The organism is Marinobacter subterrani (assembly GCF_001045555.1).
In the GTDB taxonomy this organism is placed as follows: Bacteria; Pseudomonadota; Gammaproteobacteria; order Pseudomonadales; family Oleiphilaceae; genus Marinobacter; species Marinobacter subterrani.
Genome location: NZ_LFBU01000001.1, coordinates 3,088,572 through 3,104,757, shown reverse-complemented (window position 1 = coordinate 3,104,757; position 16,186 = coordinate 3,088,572). Strand labels below are relative to the sequence as shown.

The following is a 16,186-nucleotide window of genomic DNA, read 5'->3' as shown; positions in this document are numbered from 1 at the left end:
GCCCCTCCCATACCCTGCCTCAGTCCTGCACGGAAAACGTAGCTTTTGGCCCCTTCAGCGGCTCCTTATTCTGGGCCTGCTCGAGATAAACCGTGATCTGCTCATGCAGCGGATGATTCACGCACTGCTTCTGGATAAATGTCAGGAAGGCCGTCGCCTTTTCCCACTGGGACAGACCATTGGCCAGGGTCTGGGCCACCAGCAGGTAGGCCGGCGCGAGCTGTTCGTTGTCCGGGAAGCGCTTGTGGAAATCCTGCAGCACTCTCAGGGCCGGCTTGAACTGGCCCCGGTGGTAAAGGGCCCGGGCGCAGCGTACTGCAAGTTCGGGATCATCGACTTTGAAGCCAGGTTCCGCCTCCTGAAGTGTATTCAGCATGCCTGCGATGCCTTCGCCATCGTTGCGATCAGCCAGCCAGCCCAGGATGCGAGGGTGATAACGGTAGAGTTCGTCGGTGTCCTGCCGGGCCGTCAGCAGCTGATACAGCTGGCCAATGCGCAGGGCGTTGTCCCGGTCGCGCTTCAGGGCCTCCTTCAGCATGCTCTGCACCCGGTCGTAGTTGCCGTTTTTCAGGTTCATGTCGATGTCGGCGTCAAAGCGCGCAGTTCGATCGCGCTGATGGGTATCTTGGCCCACGGACTCATCCTGGATGTCCGAGGCGAATCCCAGTTCTTCCTGATACTGGAAAAGCAGGTAACCCAGCATGTGGAACAGGATCAGGGTGAAGGTACTGTTCAGGAAGCCGGCCAGAGGCTGGGCCACCCACATCGGGAAGTGATTCACCGCAAAGTCCTGGGCGGCGCCGGAGGCCAGGGTCAGCAGGATCAGGTAGCCGTACAGCAGAAAGTAAGGGGTGCCGATCCGTGAGATCAGCACCGCCAGATTCATCGGGTTCATCGCCGCACCCACCGAGCGCTCCATGGCCAGCACCATGATGCTCGCCGGCAGGGCAAGCACCACAAAGGCCAGGGCCAGCATCATCAGGATCGGGCCGCCGAGCATGGCCGCCGCAGTGACCAGCCCGCCCATCAGAACGAACACCAGCAACTGCAGAATAACAATGCCAAAGCCGCTGCCGGTGAACGCAACGGCCACCGGCGGCGGTTTCAGATGACCTTCCGCCGTGTGATTGATCACCGCATAGGTGTACTTGAACAGCGCCAGCAGTAGCACCAGCCAGATCAGGAGACCGATCAGGTTAGCCGGGGCAACCAGCGGCACCAGGGTGCAGATGGCGACAACGATCAGGGGATCGGTATGAAACGGGTAGCGGAAAAACGCACCCAGCCGCTGCCAGAAGGGCACCACCTCTGTAGCCGCTCCCAGATAGCGCATGGCCTTGCTGCAGTTGGGGCAGAGCGCGCGGCGCTGACGGGTATCGGCATCGGGCATGCAGCGGCTGCAGTAGTGAGTCTGGCAGTCTCCGCAATGCCATTTGGCGGGGTCGCCGGGGTGGTAGTGACAATCGTGTTTCACTGGAGCGTGTATCCTGGTCCATCAGAAAATCGGTGGCTAATGATGACAGATGTCGGTGTTGATCGCAGCAAATCCGTTAACAGGTAGACTATTGTCAGCTCCCTGCAGCCATTCGCGCCTGCTGATCGACCGCGCCCGCAACGTGCGTGACCACGCCATACAATATGAATGGCGCATTGATGCCGCCAGTCTCGAGGGGGTTACCGAAAGCTCGACGAACTGGTAAAACTCTATCGCATCTAACCCCTCTGAAAGTCGGGTCGGTGCCCCCGCATTCTCCGACCTTGGTCTGACATTCACCGCAGTGATGCCGAACATTCATCAAGCCGCGGTTGAACTCTCATCATTTGCTGCAATAGTTAAAGGTGGTTTCACGTTCAGGAGTCCTTCCATCAGTCTGGTGTCCGGTTCCGAATCGCTTTCCCGGTCGATACGTTGATGAAAGGGCTTCACCAGAGCCTTCCGGAACACGCGGACAACGACGAAAAGGAGGCACCACATGTCGAATCAAAGTCTCAGCAAAGACAGCCTGAATACCCTTTCCAGCCTCGATGCTGGCGGTAAAACCTTCCACTATTACAGCTTGCCCAAGGCTGCGAACACTCTCGGCGACCTCAACCGCCTGCCATTCTCCCTGAAAGTCCTGATGGAGAACCTGCTGCGCAACGAAGATGGCACCACGGTCGAGCGCAGCCACATTGATGCCATGGTCCAGTGGATGAAGGACCGCCATTCCGAGACCGAAATCCAGTTCCGCCCGGCCCGGGTGCTGATGCAGGATTTCACCGGTGTGCCGGGTGTGGTCGATCTGGCTGCCATGCGCGAGGCGGTGAAGGCCGCCGGCAAGGACCCGGCCATGATCAACCCGCTGTCACCGGTGGATCTGGTGATCGACCACTCGGTGATGGTGGACAGATTCGGCGATGCTTCCTCGTTCAAGGACAACGTGGCCATTGAGATGGAGCGCAACCAGGAACGCTACGAGTTTCTGCGCTGGGGCCAGCAGGCCTTCGATAACTTCCGGGTGGTGCCGCCGGGCACCGGTATTTGCCATCAGGTCAACCTGGAGTATCTGGGCAAGACGGTCTGGCACAAAGACCAGGACGGCAAGACCATTGCCTATCCGGACACCCTGGTGGGTACCGACTCCCACACCACCATGATCAACGGCCTGGGTATCCTCGGCTGGGGTGTGGGTGGCATCGAAGCCGAGGCCGCCATGCTGGGTCAGCCAGTCTCCATGCTGATTCCGGAAGTGGTGGGCTTCAAGATTACCGGCAAGTTGCGGGAGGGCATCACGGCGACGGATCTGGTGCTCACGGTGACCGAAATGCTGCGCAAGAAAGGCGTGGTGGGTAAATTCGTGGAATTCTACGGTGACGGTCTGAAAGATATGCCGGTGGCAGACCGGGCCACCATCGCCAACATGGCGCCGGAATACGGAGCCACCTGTGGTTTCTTCCCGGTGGACGAGCAGACCATCAAGTACATGCGCCTGACCGGCCGCGAAGACGAGCAACTGGAGCTGGTGAAAGCCTACGCCAAGGCCCAGGGCCTGTGGCGCGAGCCCGGCCATGAGCCGGTGTATACCGACACCCTCGAACTGGATATGGGCGAAGTCGAGGCCAGCCTGGCCGGTCCCAAGCGCCCCCAGGACCGGGTCGCCCTGAAAAACATGAAGGCTTCTTTCGAACTGCTGATGGAGACCGAAGAAGGGGGCGCCGAGGAGGGCCGGGAGGCCAATCTGGAATCCGAGGGTGGCCAGACCGCCGTCGGCGTGGACGACAGCTACAAGCATCACGCCAGCCAGCCGCTGGAAATGAACGGTGAGAAAAGCCGTCTGGACCCGGGGGCGGTGGTGATTGCCGCCATCACGTCCTGCACCAACACCTCCAACCCGAGCGTGATGATGGCCGCCGGCCTGATTGCCCAGAAGGCGGTTCAGAAAGGCCTGAAAACCAAACCCTGGGTGAAGACCTCCCTGGCGCCCGGTTCCAAGGTGGTTACCGACTACCTGAAAGTGGGTGGTTTCCAGGACGATCTGGACCAGTTGGGCTTCAATCTGGTGGGCTACGGCTGCACCACCTGCATCGGCAACTCCGGCCCGCTGCCGGAGGCGGTGGAGAAAGCGATCGACGATGGCAACCTCACGGTGGCCTCGGTCTTGTCCGGCAACCGCAACTTCGAGGGGCGGGTGCACCCGCTGGTGAAGACCAACTGGCTGGCCTCGCCGCCCCTGGTGGTGGCCTACGCACTTGCCGGCAACGTCCGGGTGGACCTCTTCAAAGATTCCCTCGGCAAGGACAAGGATGGCAATCCGGTCTATCTCAAAGACCTCTGGCCCAGCCAGCAGGAAATTGCCGACGCCGTGGAGAAGGTGAAGACCGACATGTTCCGCAAGGAATACGCGGAAGTCTTTGACGGCGATGCCACCTGGAAGTCCATCAAGGTACCGGAAAGCAAGGTGTACGAGTGGTCCGACAAGTCCACCTACATCCAGCATCCGCCGTTCTTCGAGGGCATGGGCGAAGAGCCTGACGCCATTGAGGACATCAAGGACGCCAACATCCTGGCGTTGCTGGGCGATTCGGTGACCACCGACCACATCTCCCCGGCCGGTTCCTTCAAGCCGGACACCCCTGCCGGTAAATACCTGCAGGCCCATGGCGTCGAGCCGAAAGACTTCAATTCCTACGGTTCACGTCGGGGGAACCACGAGGTGATGATGCGCGGCACTTTCGCCAACGTGCGCATCAGGAACGAAATGCTCGACGACGTGGAAGGTGGCTTCACCAAATTCGTGCCTACCGGCGAGCAGATGGCCATCTACGATGCCGCCATGAAGTACCAGGAGCAGGGCACGCCCCTGGTGGTCATCGCGGGCAAGGAATACGGTACCGGCTCCAGCCGGGACTGGGCCGCCAAGGGTACCCGCCTGCTGGGTGTAAAAGCCGTGGTGGCCGAATCCTACGAGCGTATTCACCGCTCCAATCTGATCGGCATGGGCGTGATGCCTTTGCAGTTCCCGGAAGGCACGGATCGCAAAAGCCTCAAGCTGACCGGTGAGGAAACCATCAGCATCGAAGGCCTGTCCGGCGACATCAAACCCGGCCAGACCCTGAAGATGACCGTGAAATACAAGGACGGCTCCACCGAGACCTGTGACCTGAAATCACGGATCGATACCGCCAACGAGGCGGTCTATTACCGGCATGGCGGTATCCTGCACTACGTTGTCAGGGAAATGCTGCGTACTGCCTGAAGGCACTGGTTGAGACGGCATGGCGGCCCGCCGCTATGCCGGATTCATCCATCTTGCCGAATTCAAGCCAAATTCCATCTAGAGAGATACGAGAGAGACTATGACTGATCAACCGTTTCTGACGGACGTCAAAACCCTTCGCGAAAGAGCCCGCATGCACATTGAGCAGGGGGCGCTCACCGAAGGTTATGGTGCCAACCGCGACAATGTGGTGAAGATCCTCAACGAGGCTCTGGCCACCGAAATTGTCTGCACCCTGCGCTACAAGAGCCACTATTTCCGTGCCGAAGGCATCAACGCCAGCGTCGCGGCCCAGGAGTTCCTGGAGCACGCGGACCAGGAGCAGCAGCACGCCGACTGGCTGGCCGAGCGCATTGTTCAGCTCGGTGGCAAACCCAACTTCTCGCCGGAGGGCCTGTTAACGAGGTCCCACGCGGAGTTCGTTGAGGGAGAGACGCTCCGGGAGATGGTGGTTGAGGACCTGGTGGCGGAGCGGATCGCCATTGACAGTTACCGCGAAATCGCCCGCTATCTGGGCGACCAGGATCCCACCTCACGGCGGATCATCGAGGAGATCCTGGCCCAGGAAGAGGAGCACGCCGACGATATGGCCGGCCTGCTGGAAGGCCTGGGTAGCTGAACCATCCCTTCCGGTGGCCTGGATGCCCGGTGAAGAGCCGCTGCGGGTCAGGTGGCGTTATTGCCATCTGGCCGGGTCAGCGGCAGGATTTCTTCAAGTGCCTTGCGGGCGAGGGCTTCGCGCTCCCTGGCCGGGGCGTCCGGCGGCAGGGTGCCATTGACCAGCGCGTCAATATCCAGCAGGTCCTCGATCAGGCCCCGAAGGTGGTCGTTGTTACGCCGGGCAATCTCCAGCAGCCGGATGGTCTTTTCTGTGAGCGGTCCGGTTGCGCCTCCCAGTACCAGCTCCAGAGCCCCGGACATCGACGTCAGTGGCGTACGCAGTTCGTGGCTGACGGTTGAGATGAACCGGTTCTTGATTTCATCGATTCTGTGGCGCTCGTGAATGTCGGCAATATAGCCGTGCCAGAGAATACTGCCGTCGGGCAGTTGCTCCGGCGTCGCCTGCCCCTCCACCCAGTGCCAGCCACCAGTGTGGCATTGAATGCGGTATTGGTGTTGCCAGTCCTCGAGACTGGCCGCGGACGCGTGAATCGATTCTGATACCCCCGCAACATCGTCCGGGTGGATTCGCTCGAACACCGGAGACGCGTCTCTGGCCGCTTCTTCCGCGGTAACCCCATGGATAACCTGGCTGCCCGGGCTGGTATAGGGAAAAGTGCTGTGCCCGTCGGGCCAGAGCCGGTACTGGTAGAGCATGCCGGGCATCTGGGTCACCAGCTTGTTCAGGGTTTCCGCGTTGAGCTGCTGGTAGACCACATCGGCGACCCACCGCGCCAGCAGGGTGACAAACATTTTTTCCGTTGCGGTAAAGGGCCGGCTTCGGGGATTCCGGGCTGAAAAGTTGATGGTTCCGAAGATTTCACCGTCGATCCAGACCGGGGCGGCGAGATAGCTTTCCAGTCCGAAGGCCTGGTAACACGGGTGGCTACTGTAGGGTGACTGGCCCATGTTATCGATGGCGAGAACCTGGCCGCTCTGCACCATCAACGAACAGTAAGTGCGTTCAAGTGGCAGGGTGTTGCCGTTGGCGAGGGTTCCCGGAAGCCGCGTGAAGTGCCAGTGGACGGTATAGGCGGTGCCGGTAATCCGGCTGACGACGCCGGTTTCGAGGCCGAGGTAGTCGCAGGCGATTTCCAGTGCCCGGGTGGCACGCTGGTCGGCATCGCCGTCAGTATCCAGCGAGATTTCGGTCAGAATGTTCAGGGCCTGGTTGCGCTCGTCGTAGTAGTTGTCCAGTTCGCCCAGGCCGAATTCCCGCTCCACCATATCGGCCAGGTCGCGGAGCGTGGCTTTGTCCTGCTCGGAAAAGGTTCGGGGCTCATTATCGATGATACAGAGCGTGCCCACCCGATGGCCGCGTCGGTCGCGCAGGGGTGCACCGGCGTAGAACCGGATGCTGGGGTTGCCGGTGACCAGCGGGTTGTCGGCAAACCGTTCATCGTTCAGGGCGTTTTCGATAACCAGGGGTTCATCGCGGAGAATGGCGTGGCCACAGAAAGAGATGTCCCGGGCGGTCTCCGGCGCGTCCAGCCCGTGCCGGGATTTGAACCACTGGCGGTTGCGGTCAACCAGGGACACCAGCGCGATCGGCACGCCAAAGGTTCGTGCCGCGACCCGGGTCAGCCGGTCAAACCGCTCTTCCGGAGGCGTGTCCAGCAGCGCCAGCTCGTCGAGCGCAGACAGGCGGTGGGCTTCATCGGGCGGAAGTTCAGGGGGTTTCATGTGGGCCTCCGCGGTCCGGTACATCAGGTTTGGCGGCGGGCAGCTCCAGCCAGAAGTGCGCGCCCTGCTGGTAATAGTAGCCCACTTCGCCCTCCATGAGCTCTGCCAGCTCCCGGACGATGGCCAGCCCAAGCCCAGTGCCGGCTCTGGCCCTGGCGGAACCGGTTTCGGCCTGGGCAAAGCGCTGGAACAGGCGGGGCAGGAAGCTTTCCGGAACACCCTTGCCCTGGTCCGAAACAGTGATCCGGATACGGCCGGGGGCTGGCGATTCCGCCCGGATTTCAACACACCCTTTGCTCGGCGAGAACTTGATGGCATTGCTGATGAAGTTATCCAGTATCTGCCGGAGCCGCAGGGAGTCTGCGATTGCAAACCACTCTTCTGCAAGTTCGGCGCTGATCCGGATGCGATAGTGCTGTGCCATCGCCGCGTTGCCCTCACTGGCCGCCCTGATCGCCTGGCTGAGGCTGACTTTCTCGGGATGAATGGGCATCTGACCGGCCAGCACCCTGTTGAAGTCAAGCAGGTCGGAGATCAGCCGTTGCAGTTGCTCACTGTTCCGGAGGGCGACATCCACCATGCTGGCCGCCTTGCCCGACAGTTCGCCCGCCGCGCCGGAGCTGAGCAGCTTGAGGGAGCCATTGATCGAGGTAAGGGGTGTGCGCAGTTCGTGGCTCACGGTAGAGACAAACTGGTCCTTGAGATCATCGAGAGCTTCGCGTTCCTCCATCAGCGTATTGAAGGCCCGGGCGACGCTGCGGATCTCCGGTGGCCCGGTGGGCGACAGCCGGGCGAACGTAAAACCGTCACGGGACATGGAGCGGAGCCTGGCGGACATTTTTTCCAGTGGCCGGGTGGCCGCCCGCGCCAGTGCCAGCGCCGTTGCCGCCAGAATCAGCATGGCCAGCACACTGGCGACCAGAAACGCGTTGAAGGATGACCACGCCGGCTGTATCGCCTTTTGGTAGGGCACAGCCCGGAGAAACAGCCAGCCCACACGCTCCAGGTGACGGGTCGCGTAGATCCATTTTTTCCCGGCCCGGTCGGCCACCACACCGAATGGCACCCCCGAGAGGGCCGCATCGATGATCAGGTTTTCCCCCGGCACGGGTATGTCGGGCATCGGGTTGGCTACGGAGAGCGTGTCGACCTGAATAAAGTGCCCGGTATCCAGCACCTTGAAGAGCGTGTCCTGGTCATTGTCAGCCTGCCTTGGAATGATGCTCGTTTCCGCCAGATTGATGATACCGGCGACAAAGCCCAGCAGGTCGCCGTTATCGCTCTCGATCGGCGCCAGGAACGACAGCAGTGGAAGGCCGGTGGCCCGGCCGATGATCGGATGGCTGATGACCGGTTCACGGGAGGCCATCGCCTGCCGGAAATGCGCCCGGTCGGCATAGGAGGTGCCAAGCCGTCCGGGCACATGGATGCTTTCGGCAATCGCAACGCCATTCTCATCCAGCACCACCAGGCCCTCTCCGAAATAATTTTCCAGTGCTGGCTGGCGACCCAGCAGGCTCCGGATGCGGGGGAGCGCAAGGCGCTTTTCGCCATCGGTCAGGAGCGACGCAAAGGCTCCGACTGCCCGCAGACGAACCTGCAGATCCTGGTTGACTTTACTGGCGAGGGTTTCGGTTTCGATCAGTTGCCGTTGGGTCAGCACAGTCTCGAAATCCCGAACCAGCCCGTTATAGGCTGTGGCCAGCAAGACAAGCACGGTGACAATGCTGCTGAAGACAGCAATCAGGGCGACACGGGTGCCAAGGGAGAAATTCCGCAAAATTGTTCCTTCCGGTCATGGCCGGGCGGGCGTAATCGTGGTTTCATTGGCTGGAGAATAGTGGAATTTGTAAGTCGGGCAAATAACATTTATCAGGAGATTCGGGGTGGCTTCGCAGACAAACGGCGATGTTTCGACGCGGCTCGAAGTTTTGAGGTACAAGTTCCTGGCCCGCGCGAAAAATGATATCGAGGATCTCTCCGTCCAGGCGGATCTGATCCGTCGTGGCGAGCTGACCGCGGAGGGGCTGATCCGGTGTTATCAGTGCCTGCACCGCCTGTCCGGCTCCGCCGGCACCTTCGGGCTGCCGGAACTGGGGGAAGCGGCCCGGTTACTGGAGAAACGCCTGAAAGTTCAGGCCGAAACGCTCACCGATCAGACGGCCACGCTGCACCAGTCTGTCCAGGTATCTGACGGCCTTGCCGAGGGGATTGATGCCCTGGCCCAGCTGGTTGAAGTCAAGGCTGACAGCACGGTGGCGCAGCCCGCTGTGGCTGCGCCCGGCGAAATGTTCGAAGGCAGTCATGGTATGCAGGTGAGCGTGATTGTCATGGACAACGGTAACGAACGCCTGCCCTCTGCCGAATTGCTGCGCTATGGCTTCCTGTGTGACACCGTCAACCGGGACAATCCCGCGGCGGTCGGCAAGATCCTGAATGAAACCCCAGGGGCCTCGGCCATCCTGTGCCGGGATTCCGCACTGGCTGAGGTCATCCTGCTCCGCGACCAGTCGCTGGCGAAAGGTTCCCGTCGCCGCCTGCCGGTCATCTGTATTGGCCGGGATGATTCGTTCAGCAACAAATACGATGTGGCAAAACTCGGGGCGTTCGCCTTTTTTCCGGAACCGGTGGATATTCCGGAACTGGCAGAGCGTGTCGAATCGCTCGCCATCGAGCGGAGTTCCAGGGTCGAGGGGCGGGTACTGATCGTTGAGGATGATACGGAACTGGCTGAGCACTACTGCCTGGTGCTGCAGTCCGCCGGCATCGACGCACGGACGGTATCGGATCCTTTGCACCTGATGCCGGAGCTGTCGGTGTTCCAGCCGGATATTGTCCTGATGGATGTCCAGATCGGCCACTATTCGGGTGTTACCCTGGCCCGCCTGATCCGTTTCGAGCCCCAGTGGCTGAGCCTGCCGATCATTTATCTCTCGTCCGAGGATGACCCGGATAACCAGCTTGAAGCGCTGTCCAAGGGCGCGGACGAGTTCCTGATGAAACCGATCTCGGACGATTACCTGGTGCGGTCGGTGCGCATACGGTGTTACCGGGCAAGGCAGCTGTCCGAGCTGATGAACCGGGACAGTCTCACCGGCCTGCTCAAGCACTCCCTGATCAAACAGGAAGTGGAAAAGGAGTTGGCGCGATGTCGCCGCGATGGACACCCGTCGAGTGTGGTGATGCTGGATCTGGATCATTTCAAGCAGGTGAACGACACCTGGGGCCACCGCTATGGAGACATGGTTATCCGGACCCTCGCGAACCTGCTGCGGAACCGTCTGCGGGAGACCGATATGATCGGCCGTTATGGCGGTGAGGAGTTTCTGTTGGTGCTACCCCATTGCCCGGCGCAGGAGGCAGCCGAGCTGATCGGCGAGATCGCCGGAAGCTTCCGTGAGCTAATTTTTTCGGCCGGCGACCAGGGTTTCCAGGTTACTCTCAGCGCCGGCGTCGCGGCCATCAATGATTTCACAGGGGGCGATCAGGCCCTGGAGGCTGCCGATCGGGCGCTCTACGAGCGCAAGCGCGCCGGTCGGAACGGTGTTACGGTTCACGTGTCTCCGGCACAGCGGTAGACCCCGAAAACAATCATTAGGAGTCAGTCAGTGGCATCTGAACAGAATGGATTGCCCCAACGGGTCATGTACGTGGAAGATGATCCCGACATTCGTGCCATTGCCGAGATTGCCCTGCAGGATGTGGGTGGATTTACGGCGGCGCTTTGCGAGTCGGGCGCGCGGGCGCTGGAGGTTGCCCCGGGCTTTGATCCGGAATTGGTGCTGCTTGATGTCATGATGCCGGGCATGGACGGTCCCTCCACGATGCGTGCATTACGACAATTGCCGGGCCTGGAGACGGTGCCGGTTATTTTCATGACTGCGCGCCTGCAGCGCTCGGAAATTCAGGAGTATCAGGCGCTGGGGGCCGTGGGAGTCATTCCGAAGCCGTTTGATCCCATGACCCTCTCCGAGCAGATCGCAGAAATTCTGACCCGGGCCCGGACGTGCTTGTAGCCAGGTTCAGGCAGGTCCTGAACAGATGCGGCAGAGGGCGATTTGCGGTAGTCTGGCGGGCCTGAGCCATCGTTTGATGAAAGAGGTAACCATGTCATCCACCCCGTCCCGGGACGAACTGAAAGCCAAGCTGAATCTTGAGACTTCCCGCATCCTATGGCACGACCTGCAAACCTATTTTGCCCGGGGCCAGGTTGTCAGGGTGGCGCCGGAGCTGGATCTGCTGGATGTTGCGACCGAGCTGGCGGCTGATAACAAAACCCGTTTCGAGCAGTGGATGAAGGACGGCCGGGTAGGCGAGGTGGCACCCGACACCGCGCAAGGATGGTACGATCGCAATGCCGAGCTGTGGGCCGTGGTTATCGCGCCCTGGATTCTCGTTCAGGATCGGTCCGGCCATGTGCTGCACTGACCGCCCATTACCATGAAACTGCACTATTTCCACGGCCGCGGCCCGCTCCGGGAGCTGGTGATGGCTCTGGAGGACCACCGCATTGAGCTGCATATTCGGCCCGTCGGCGAGGGTCTCTGGGGGCTGGTGGCGCTGGCGGGGCCAGAGCGCGGCCGGCCCGACGGCCAGTTCTGCCGGGGGCCCTGGAAAACCCAGGCCCGCGCCGAATCGGTGTTGCGCAGTGTGGCCGGCACCATGATGGGCAAGGGGTACGAGCCCTGTCCCGGTGACTATGTAGTCTGGTCCGTTGTCGCCCAGCGGCTGGCGCGCACCATCGGAGCCGCCGGTGAGGCACAGGCGGTCACCCCTGACGCCGACGCTGACCCGTTCCAACCCCTGGTCTGACTTCCCCTTTTCCTGATTCGAGGACACCATGCTGACCGGTGCATTGCTGATTCTGGCACCCCTGTTTCTGGGGTTCGCCCTGTGCCTTGAAAACCGCAGACTGATTACCGTGATTCATTACACGGTCGAGGCCCTGGTTTATTTCATCCTGGCATTGCTCGGCCTTGGTCTCGGCCAGATGGAGGGGCTGGCGTCCCAGCTTGGCGGCATGGCCGGGCAGGTGCTGGCTCTGGTACTGGCGCTGTTTGTGGCAAACATGGTCGGCCTGTGGCTGTTTCACCGCTGGCAGCCGCTGGAGCTTGAACGCCCGGAGGGCGACGTCAGCCCGGGTTATCGCAGGCTGTTTCTCGCCGGCCTCAAACCTTTGCTGGCCGTGGTGGCCGGCCTGCTTGCCGGGTATTACCTGTTGCCCGACATGCCGATGGCGGAGCAGGTGGCAACCTGGGCCCTGATGCTGCTGCTTTTTCTCATCGGGTTGCAGTTGCGCAACGCCGGCCTGTCACTGCGCAAACTGCTGATGAACCGCCAAGGTCTGGGTATTGCGCTCTCTCTGACCCTCAGTTCCCTGGTGGCCGGGGTCGCACTCATGCCCTGGCTGGGCCTGCCCTGGCACGACACCCTGGCGCTGGCGTCCGGTTTCGGCTGGTATTCGCTGTCCGGCATTGTGATTGGGGATGCGTTGGGGCCGGCCTGGGGCGGGGTTGCCTTCCTGAACGACGTTCTGAGGGAAATTGTCGCCCTGGCCATCATTCCCGTCCTGATATCCGGCCGGCCGGCAATGGCCATTGGCTATGGCGGCGCAACCGCCATGGATTTCACCCTGCCGGTGATCCGTAGCAGCGGTGGCCTGGCTTGCGTGCCCGTGGCCATTGCTTCCGGTTTTCTGCTGTCGTTCCTGTCGCCGGTGCTGATGGGGATCTTTCTGTCTCTGGGATAAATTGACGCGATGCAAGGCAAATTGCGGTTTTCCCGGTAATATGTCTCACAGTAAACTAATACAGATTGATAAAAGTTAATTTTCCCCTCTTTGCCCGGTAATACCGATGCAGCGTCGTGACTTTCTTGGTTTGTCGGTCGCCGCCGGCCTCTCTGCAGCCGGATTGCCCGGTTGCAGCAAACCGGTGCCCCTGGCGTTCGGGATCCACCCGTGGATCGGATACGAACCGCTGTATCTGGCCAAGGATTTCGGCTGGTTGCCGGAGTCGGTGATTCTGAGCTCCGGCGCCTCGTCAAAAGATTCCATGGCCGGGCTGCTGTCCGGCAAACTGCAGGGTGCCGCGCTCACGCTCGATGAAACCATCCGGGTCTGGTCAAAAGGCAAGGAGCTGGTTGCGGTCGCCGTGGCCGATGTCTCTGCCGGCGCGGATGCCCTGATCGTCCGGCCTTCGATCACTGACCTGTCGGAACTTCGGGGTAAACGGATTGCCGTCGAAACAAACGGGGTCTCCGGCATCATGTTGCTGAAGATTCTGGAGCTGGCCGGTCTCGCCCGGAGCGATATGGTCCCGGTCGATCTGCCGGTCAACGAGCATGTTGGGGCCTGGTCCCGGGGTGAGGTCGATGCATCGGTCAGCTATGAGCCGATCGCGACGAAACTGGAGCGGGAAGGGGGTGTCCGGCTTTTTGACAGCAGTGATATGCCGGAAACCATTTTTGACCTGCTGGTAGTAACCCGGGATACAGCGGAGGCAAATCCGGCTGCGGTTCGGGACTTGGTGATGGCCCACTTCAAAGGGTTACGGCATCTGGTTCGTAGCATGCACGATTCGGTGTATCGGGTGGCAAGCCACCAGGGGGTCCGGCCAGAGGATGTCAGGAGCGCTCTGGCGACCGTGATGCTGCCGGATCTGGCCGCGAATCAGCGCTATCTTTCCGGAGCCGGCCGGGTGGAAGCCATGGCCCGTTCGTTATCGGAACTGATGCTAAGAACCGGGATGATCCGGAAGGAGCCGGGTTTCCGGCGTTTGTGTGATCCGTCATTTCTCCCAGGGAGCCTGCCGTGAAGCTCCGCCGCTGCCTCCTGATCCTGCTGGCTGTCATCGGGAGCCTCGCCGCCAGCCTGGCCAGCGCCCGGGAAACCCTGACATTCGGCGTTTTTGCCTATCGGCCCGACAACATTGTCCGCGAGCGCTTTGAGCCCCTGGCCCGTTATCTCTCCCGCGAGCTGGGCGCAGAGGTAAAGCTGCAAGTGCTCAGCCAGGACAACATGAACCGCGCCGTGGCCGCCAATGAGCTTGATTTTTTTCTGACCAATCCGAGCCACTTCCTGCTGATCCGCAGTGAGCGAAGCCTGACCGGTGTCCTGGCGACGCTGGTTCGACGTTCCGGCGATGACTCCACCTCCAGTCTGGGCGGCGTCATTTTCACCGGTGCCCAGCGCCAGGATATCAACAGCCTCGCCGATCTGCGGAGCAAAAGCATCGCCTCACCGGGCATGCATTTTCTGGGAGGCTTCCAGGCCCAGGTCCTGGAATTGCAGGATGCCGGTATTGATATTCGCAAGGTGAACCTGGTGCGGTTTCTCGGTACCCATGACCGGGTGGTCCGGGCGGTATTGGCTGGCGATGCCGACGTCGGGTTTGTGCGCACCGGCATCCTCGAGCAAATGGCCAAAGACAACCCCGATCTGTTTCGTGAAATCAAAATCCTCAACCGCCAGGAACTGGCCGGTTTTCCCTATGCGGTCTCTACCCGGCTTTACCCCGAATGGCCGGTGGTGGCTTTGCCGCATGTCAATGAGCGGGTTATCCGGAAGGTTGCGTCGGCGTTGTTTGCCATTGAACCGGAAGACGAAGTGGCGGTGGCGGCCGGCATTACCGGGTTTTCCCCGCCGGCGGATTATCAGTCCGTGGAGTACCTGGCCCGGACCCTGCGCGTGGCGCCCTACGACCAGATGCCAAGGGTTACCTGGATGGATGTTCTGCACCAGTATCGCCTCTGGGTATTTACCATCGCGGTTCTGCTCACCCTGCTGCTTGCCAGTTCGCTCTGGCTGGCCCGCAGCAAACGCCAGCTTGCCTCGGAGCAGAAGCGCCTGAGGCGGCTGGTCTCCGGTTGGCCGCAGCCGGCCTTGCTGATAAAGGATGGTGTGTTTTTCGATGCCAACCGGGCCGCTGTCGAACTGCTCCGGTATACCTCCAGTGCGTCGATTTTCGGTAAGAGTCCTGCCGTTTTCTCTCCAGAACTCCAGCCCGATGGGCAGACATCCCGGCACAAGATGGAGAAAATCATTACCCGGACAGGCGATGGTTACGTCGAACAATGTGAATGGGTGCTCAACCGCTCCGATGGTTCCGAGGTCTGGGTCGAAATTACCATGGCGCCGGTTCACGGTGAGGGTGAACGGGAAGCCTTTATCCTGTGCTCCTGGTACGACATTACCCGGCGAAAACAGGCCGAGCAGCGCCTGCGTCTTGCCGCCAGCGTTTTCGAATACGCCCGGGAGGCCATTTTCATAACCGACAGTTACGGCATGGTGATCGATGTAAACGACGCCTATCTTGCCATCACCGGCCGGCCGCGGAGTCGGGCGATCAGCCGTTTGCCGCCGCTGCCGCTGGATGAGGGGAGCTCTGTCTTTGCCAGTGCCCGCAGCCAGAGTTTCTGGACCGGTGAGTTTGCCAGCAAGCGGCACAACGGCGAGCCGCTGGCCCTGTCGATGACCATCAGCAGTGTCCGTAACGATCATGGCAATGTCTCTCATTTTGTCGGCATTTTCAGTGACATTACCCGACTCAAGGAAAATGAGCAGAAACTCCGGGTGATGGCCCACTACGATGCCCTGACAGGGTTGCCGAACCGGGTTCTGTTTGCCGACCGGCTGCAGCAGGCCATGGCCCTGACCCGGCGGCAGGGCGGCAAGCTGGTGGTGGTCTATATTGATCTGGACGAGTTCAAACCGGTCAACGACGCCTTCGGCCATGAGGCCGGTGACCAGTTGCTGGTCGAGCTTGCCGCACGCATGCGCACGACACTGAGGGAAGAGGACACCCTGGCCCGGCTGGGTGGTGACGAATTCGCGGCCATTATCATGAACGTGCCGGATGAGGCGTTACTTGAGGCCCTGCTGGCACGTCTGCTTGCCCGGGTGGCCGAGCCGGCCTGGGTGGCGGACCACAGCGTCGAGGTGTCGGCCAGCGCCGGCTACACGCTGTTCCCGCAAGCCACTGACCTGGACGGCGATCAATTACTGCGCCAGGCAGACCAGGCCATGTACCAGGCCAAGCGTGAAGGCCGTAATCGCTACTTGCGATTTACCGACACCGCTTCCTGAT

General features: G+C 61.0%; 12 protein-coding genes. 9 read left to right on the top strand and 3 right to left on the bottom strand.

Annotated elements, in window-relative coordinates; all coding sequences use genetic code 11:
* Positions 1-19: 19 nt before the first annotated feature.
* The gene (locus msub_RS14440; RefSeq protein WP_048496656.1) at positions 20-1,474 is read right to left on the bottom strand and encodes a hypothetical protein; all 1,455 of its coding nucleotides are present in this window, start codon (positions 1,472-1,474) and stop codon (positions 20-22) included.
* A gap of 499 nt (positions 1,475-1,973) precedes the next feature.
* Here msub_RS14440 and acnA point away from each other — a divergent pair, with 499 nt between their 5' ends.
* Positions 1,974-4,736, top strand: coding sequence for an aconitate hydratase AcnA (acnA, locus tag msub_RS14435; RefSeq protein ID WP_048496655.1), 2,763 nt, complete (start codon positions 1,974-1,976; stop codon positions 4,734-4,736).
* Between the two features lie 100 nt (positions 4,737-4,836).
* Positions 4,837-5,376: a ferritin-like domain-containing protein gene (locus tag msub_RS14430; protein ID WP_048496654.1), complete on the top strand. Its 540-nt coding sequence runs from the start codon at positions 4,837-4,839 to the stop codon at positions 5,374-5,376.
* A gap of 47 nt (positions 5,377-5,423) precedes the next feature.
* Here the strand turns inward: msub_RS14430 and msub_RS14425 are convergent, their stop codons facing one another.
* Positions 5,424-7,100 carry a GAF domain-containing protein gene (locus msub_RS14425; protein WP_082146561.1) on the bottom strand — a complete coding sequence of 559 codons (1,677 nt, stop codon included), beginning with the start codon at positions 7,098-7,100 and terminating at the stop codon, positions 5,424-5,426.
* Positions 7,087-8,880, bottom strand: coding sequence for an ATP-binding protein (locus msub_RS14420; RefSeq protein ID WP_048496653.1), 1,794 nt, complete (start codon positions 8,878-8,880; stop codon positions 7,087-7,089). The genes msub_RS14425 and msub_RS14420 overlap by 14 nt, the downstream gene beginning before the upstream one ends.
* A 106-nt stretch (positions 8,881-8,986) precedes the next feature.
* On the opposite strand from msub_RS14420, the gene msub_RS14415 reads away from it, so the two are divergent.
* The 7 genes from msub_RS14415 (at position 8,987) to msub_RS14385 (ending at position 16,185) form a co-directional block, all read left to right on the top strand.
* Positions 8,987-10,678 (top strand): diguanylate cyclase, encoded by a 1,692-nt coding sequence (locus msub_RS14415; RefSeq protein WP_048496652.1) that lies wholly within the window; start codon positions 8,987-8,989, stop codon positions 10,676-10,678.
* 66 nt (positions 10,679-10,744) lie between these two features.
* On the top strand, positions 10,745-11,116 hold the full coding sequence (locus msub_RS14410) for a response regulator (protein WP_048496651.1): 372 nt from the start codon (positions 10,745-10,747) through the stop codon (positions 11,114-11,116).
* Positions 11,117-11,207: 91 nt separating this feature from the next.
* Entirely contained in the window at positions 11,208-11,528 is a 321-nt protein-coding gene (locus tag msub_RS14405; protein ID WP_048497138.1) for a DUF2288 domain-containing protein, read from the top strand.
* 12 nt (positions 11,529-11,540) lie between these two features.
* A complete protein-coding gene (locus tag msub_RS14400) occupies positions 11,541-11,912 on the top strand; it encodes a PA4575 family protein (RefSeq protein WP_048496650.1) in 372 nt (123 codons plus the stop codon).
* 28 nt (positions 11,913-11,940) lie between these two features.
* Positions 11,941-12,849: a lysine exporter LysO family protein gene (locus msub_RS14395; RefSeq protein WP_048496649.1), complete on the top strand. Its 909-nt coding sequence runs from the start codon at positions 11,941-11,943 to the stop codon at positions 12,847-12,849.
* Between the two features lie 106 nt (positions 12,850-12,955).
* Positions 12,956-13,915, top strand: a complete 960-nt coding sequence (locus msub_RS14390) for an ABC transporter substrate-binding protein (protein WP_048496648.1) — start codon at positions 12,956-12,958, stop codon at positions 13,913-13,915.
* On the top strand, positions 13,912-16,185 hold the full coding sequence (locus msub_RS14385; RefSeq protein WP_048496647.1) for a PhnD/SsuA/transferrin family substrate-binding protein: 2,274 nt from the start codon (positions 13,912-13,914) through the stop codon (positions 16,183-16,185). The genes msub_RS14390 and msub_RS14385 overlap by 4 nt, the downstream gene beginning before the upstream one ends.
* Position 16,186 lies beyond the last annotated feature (1 nt).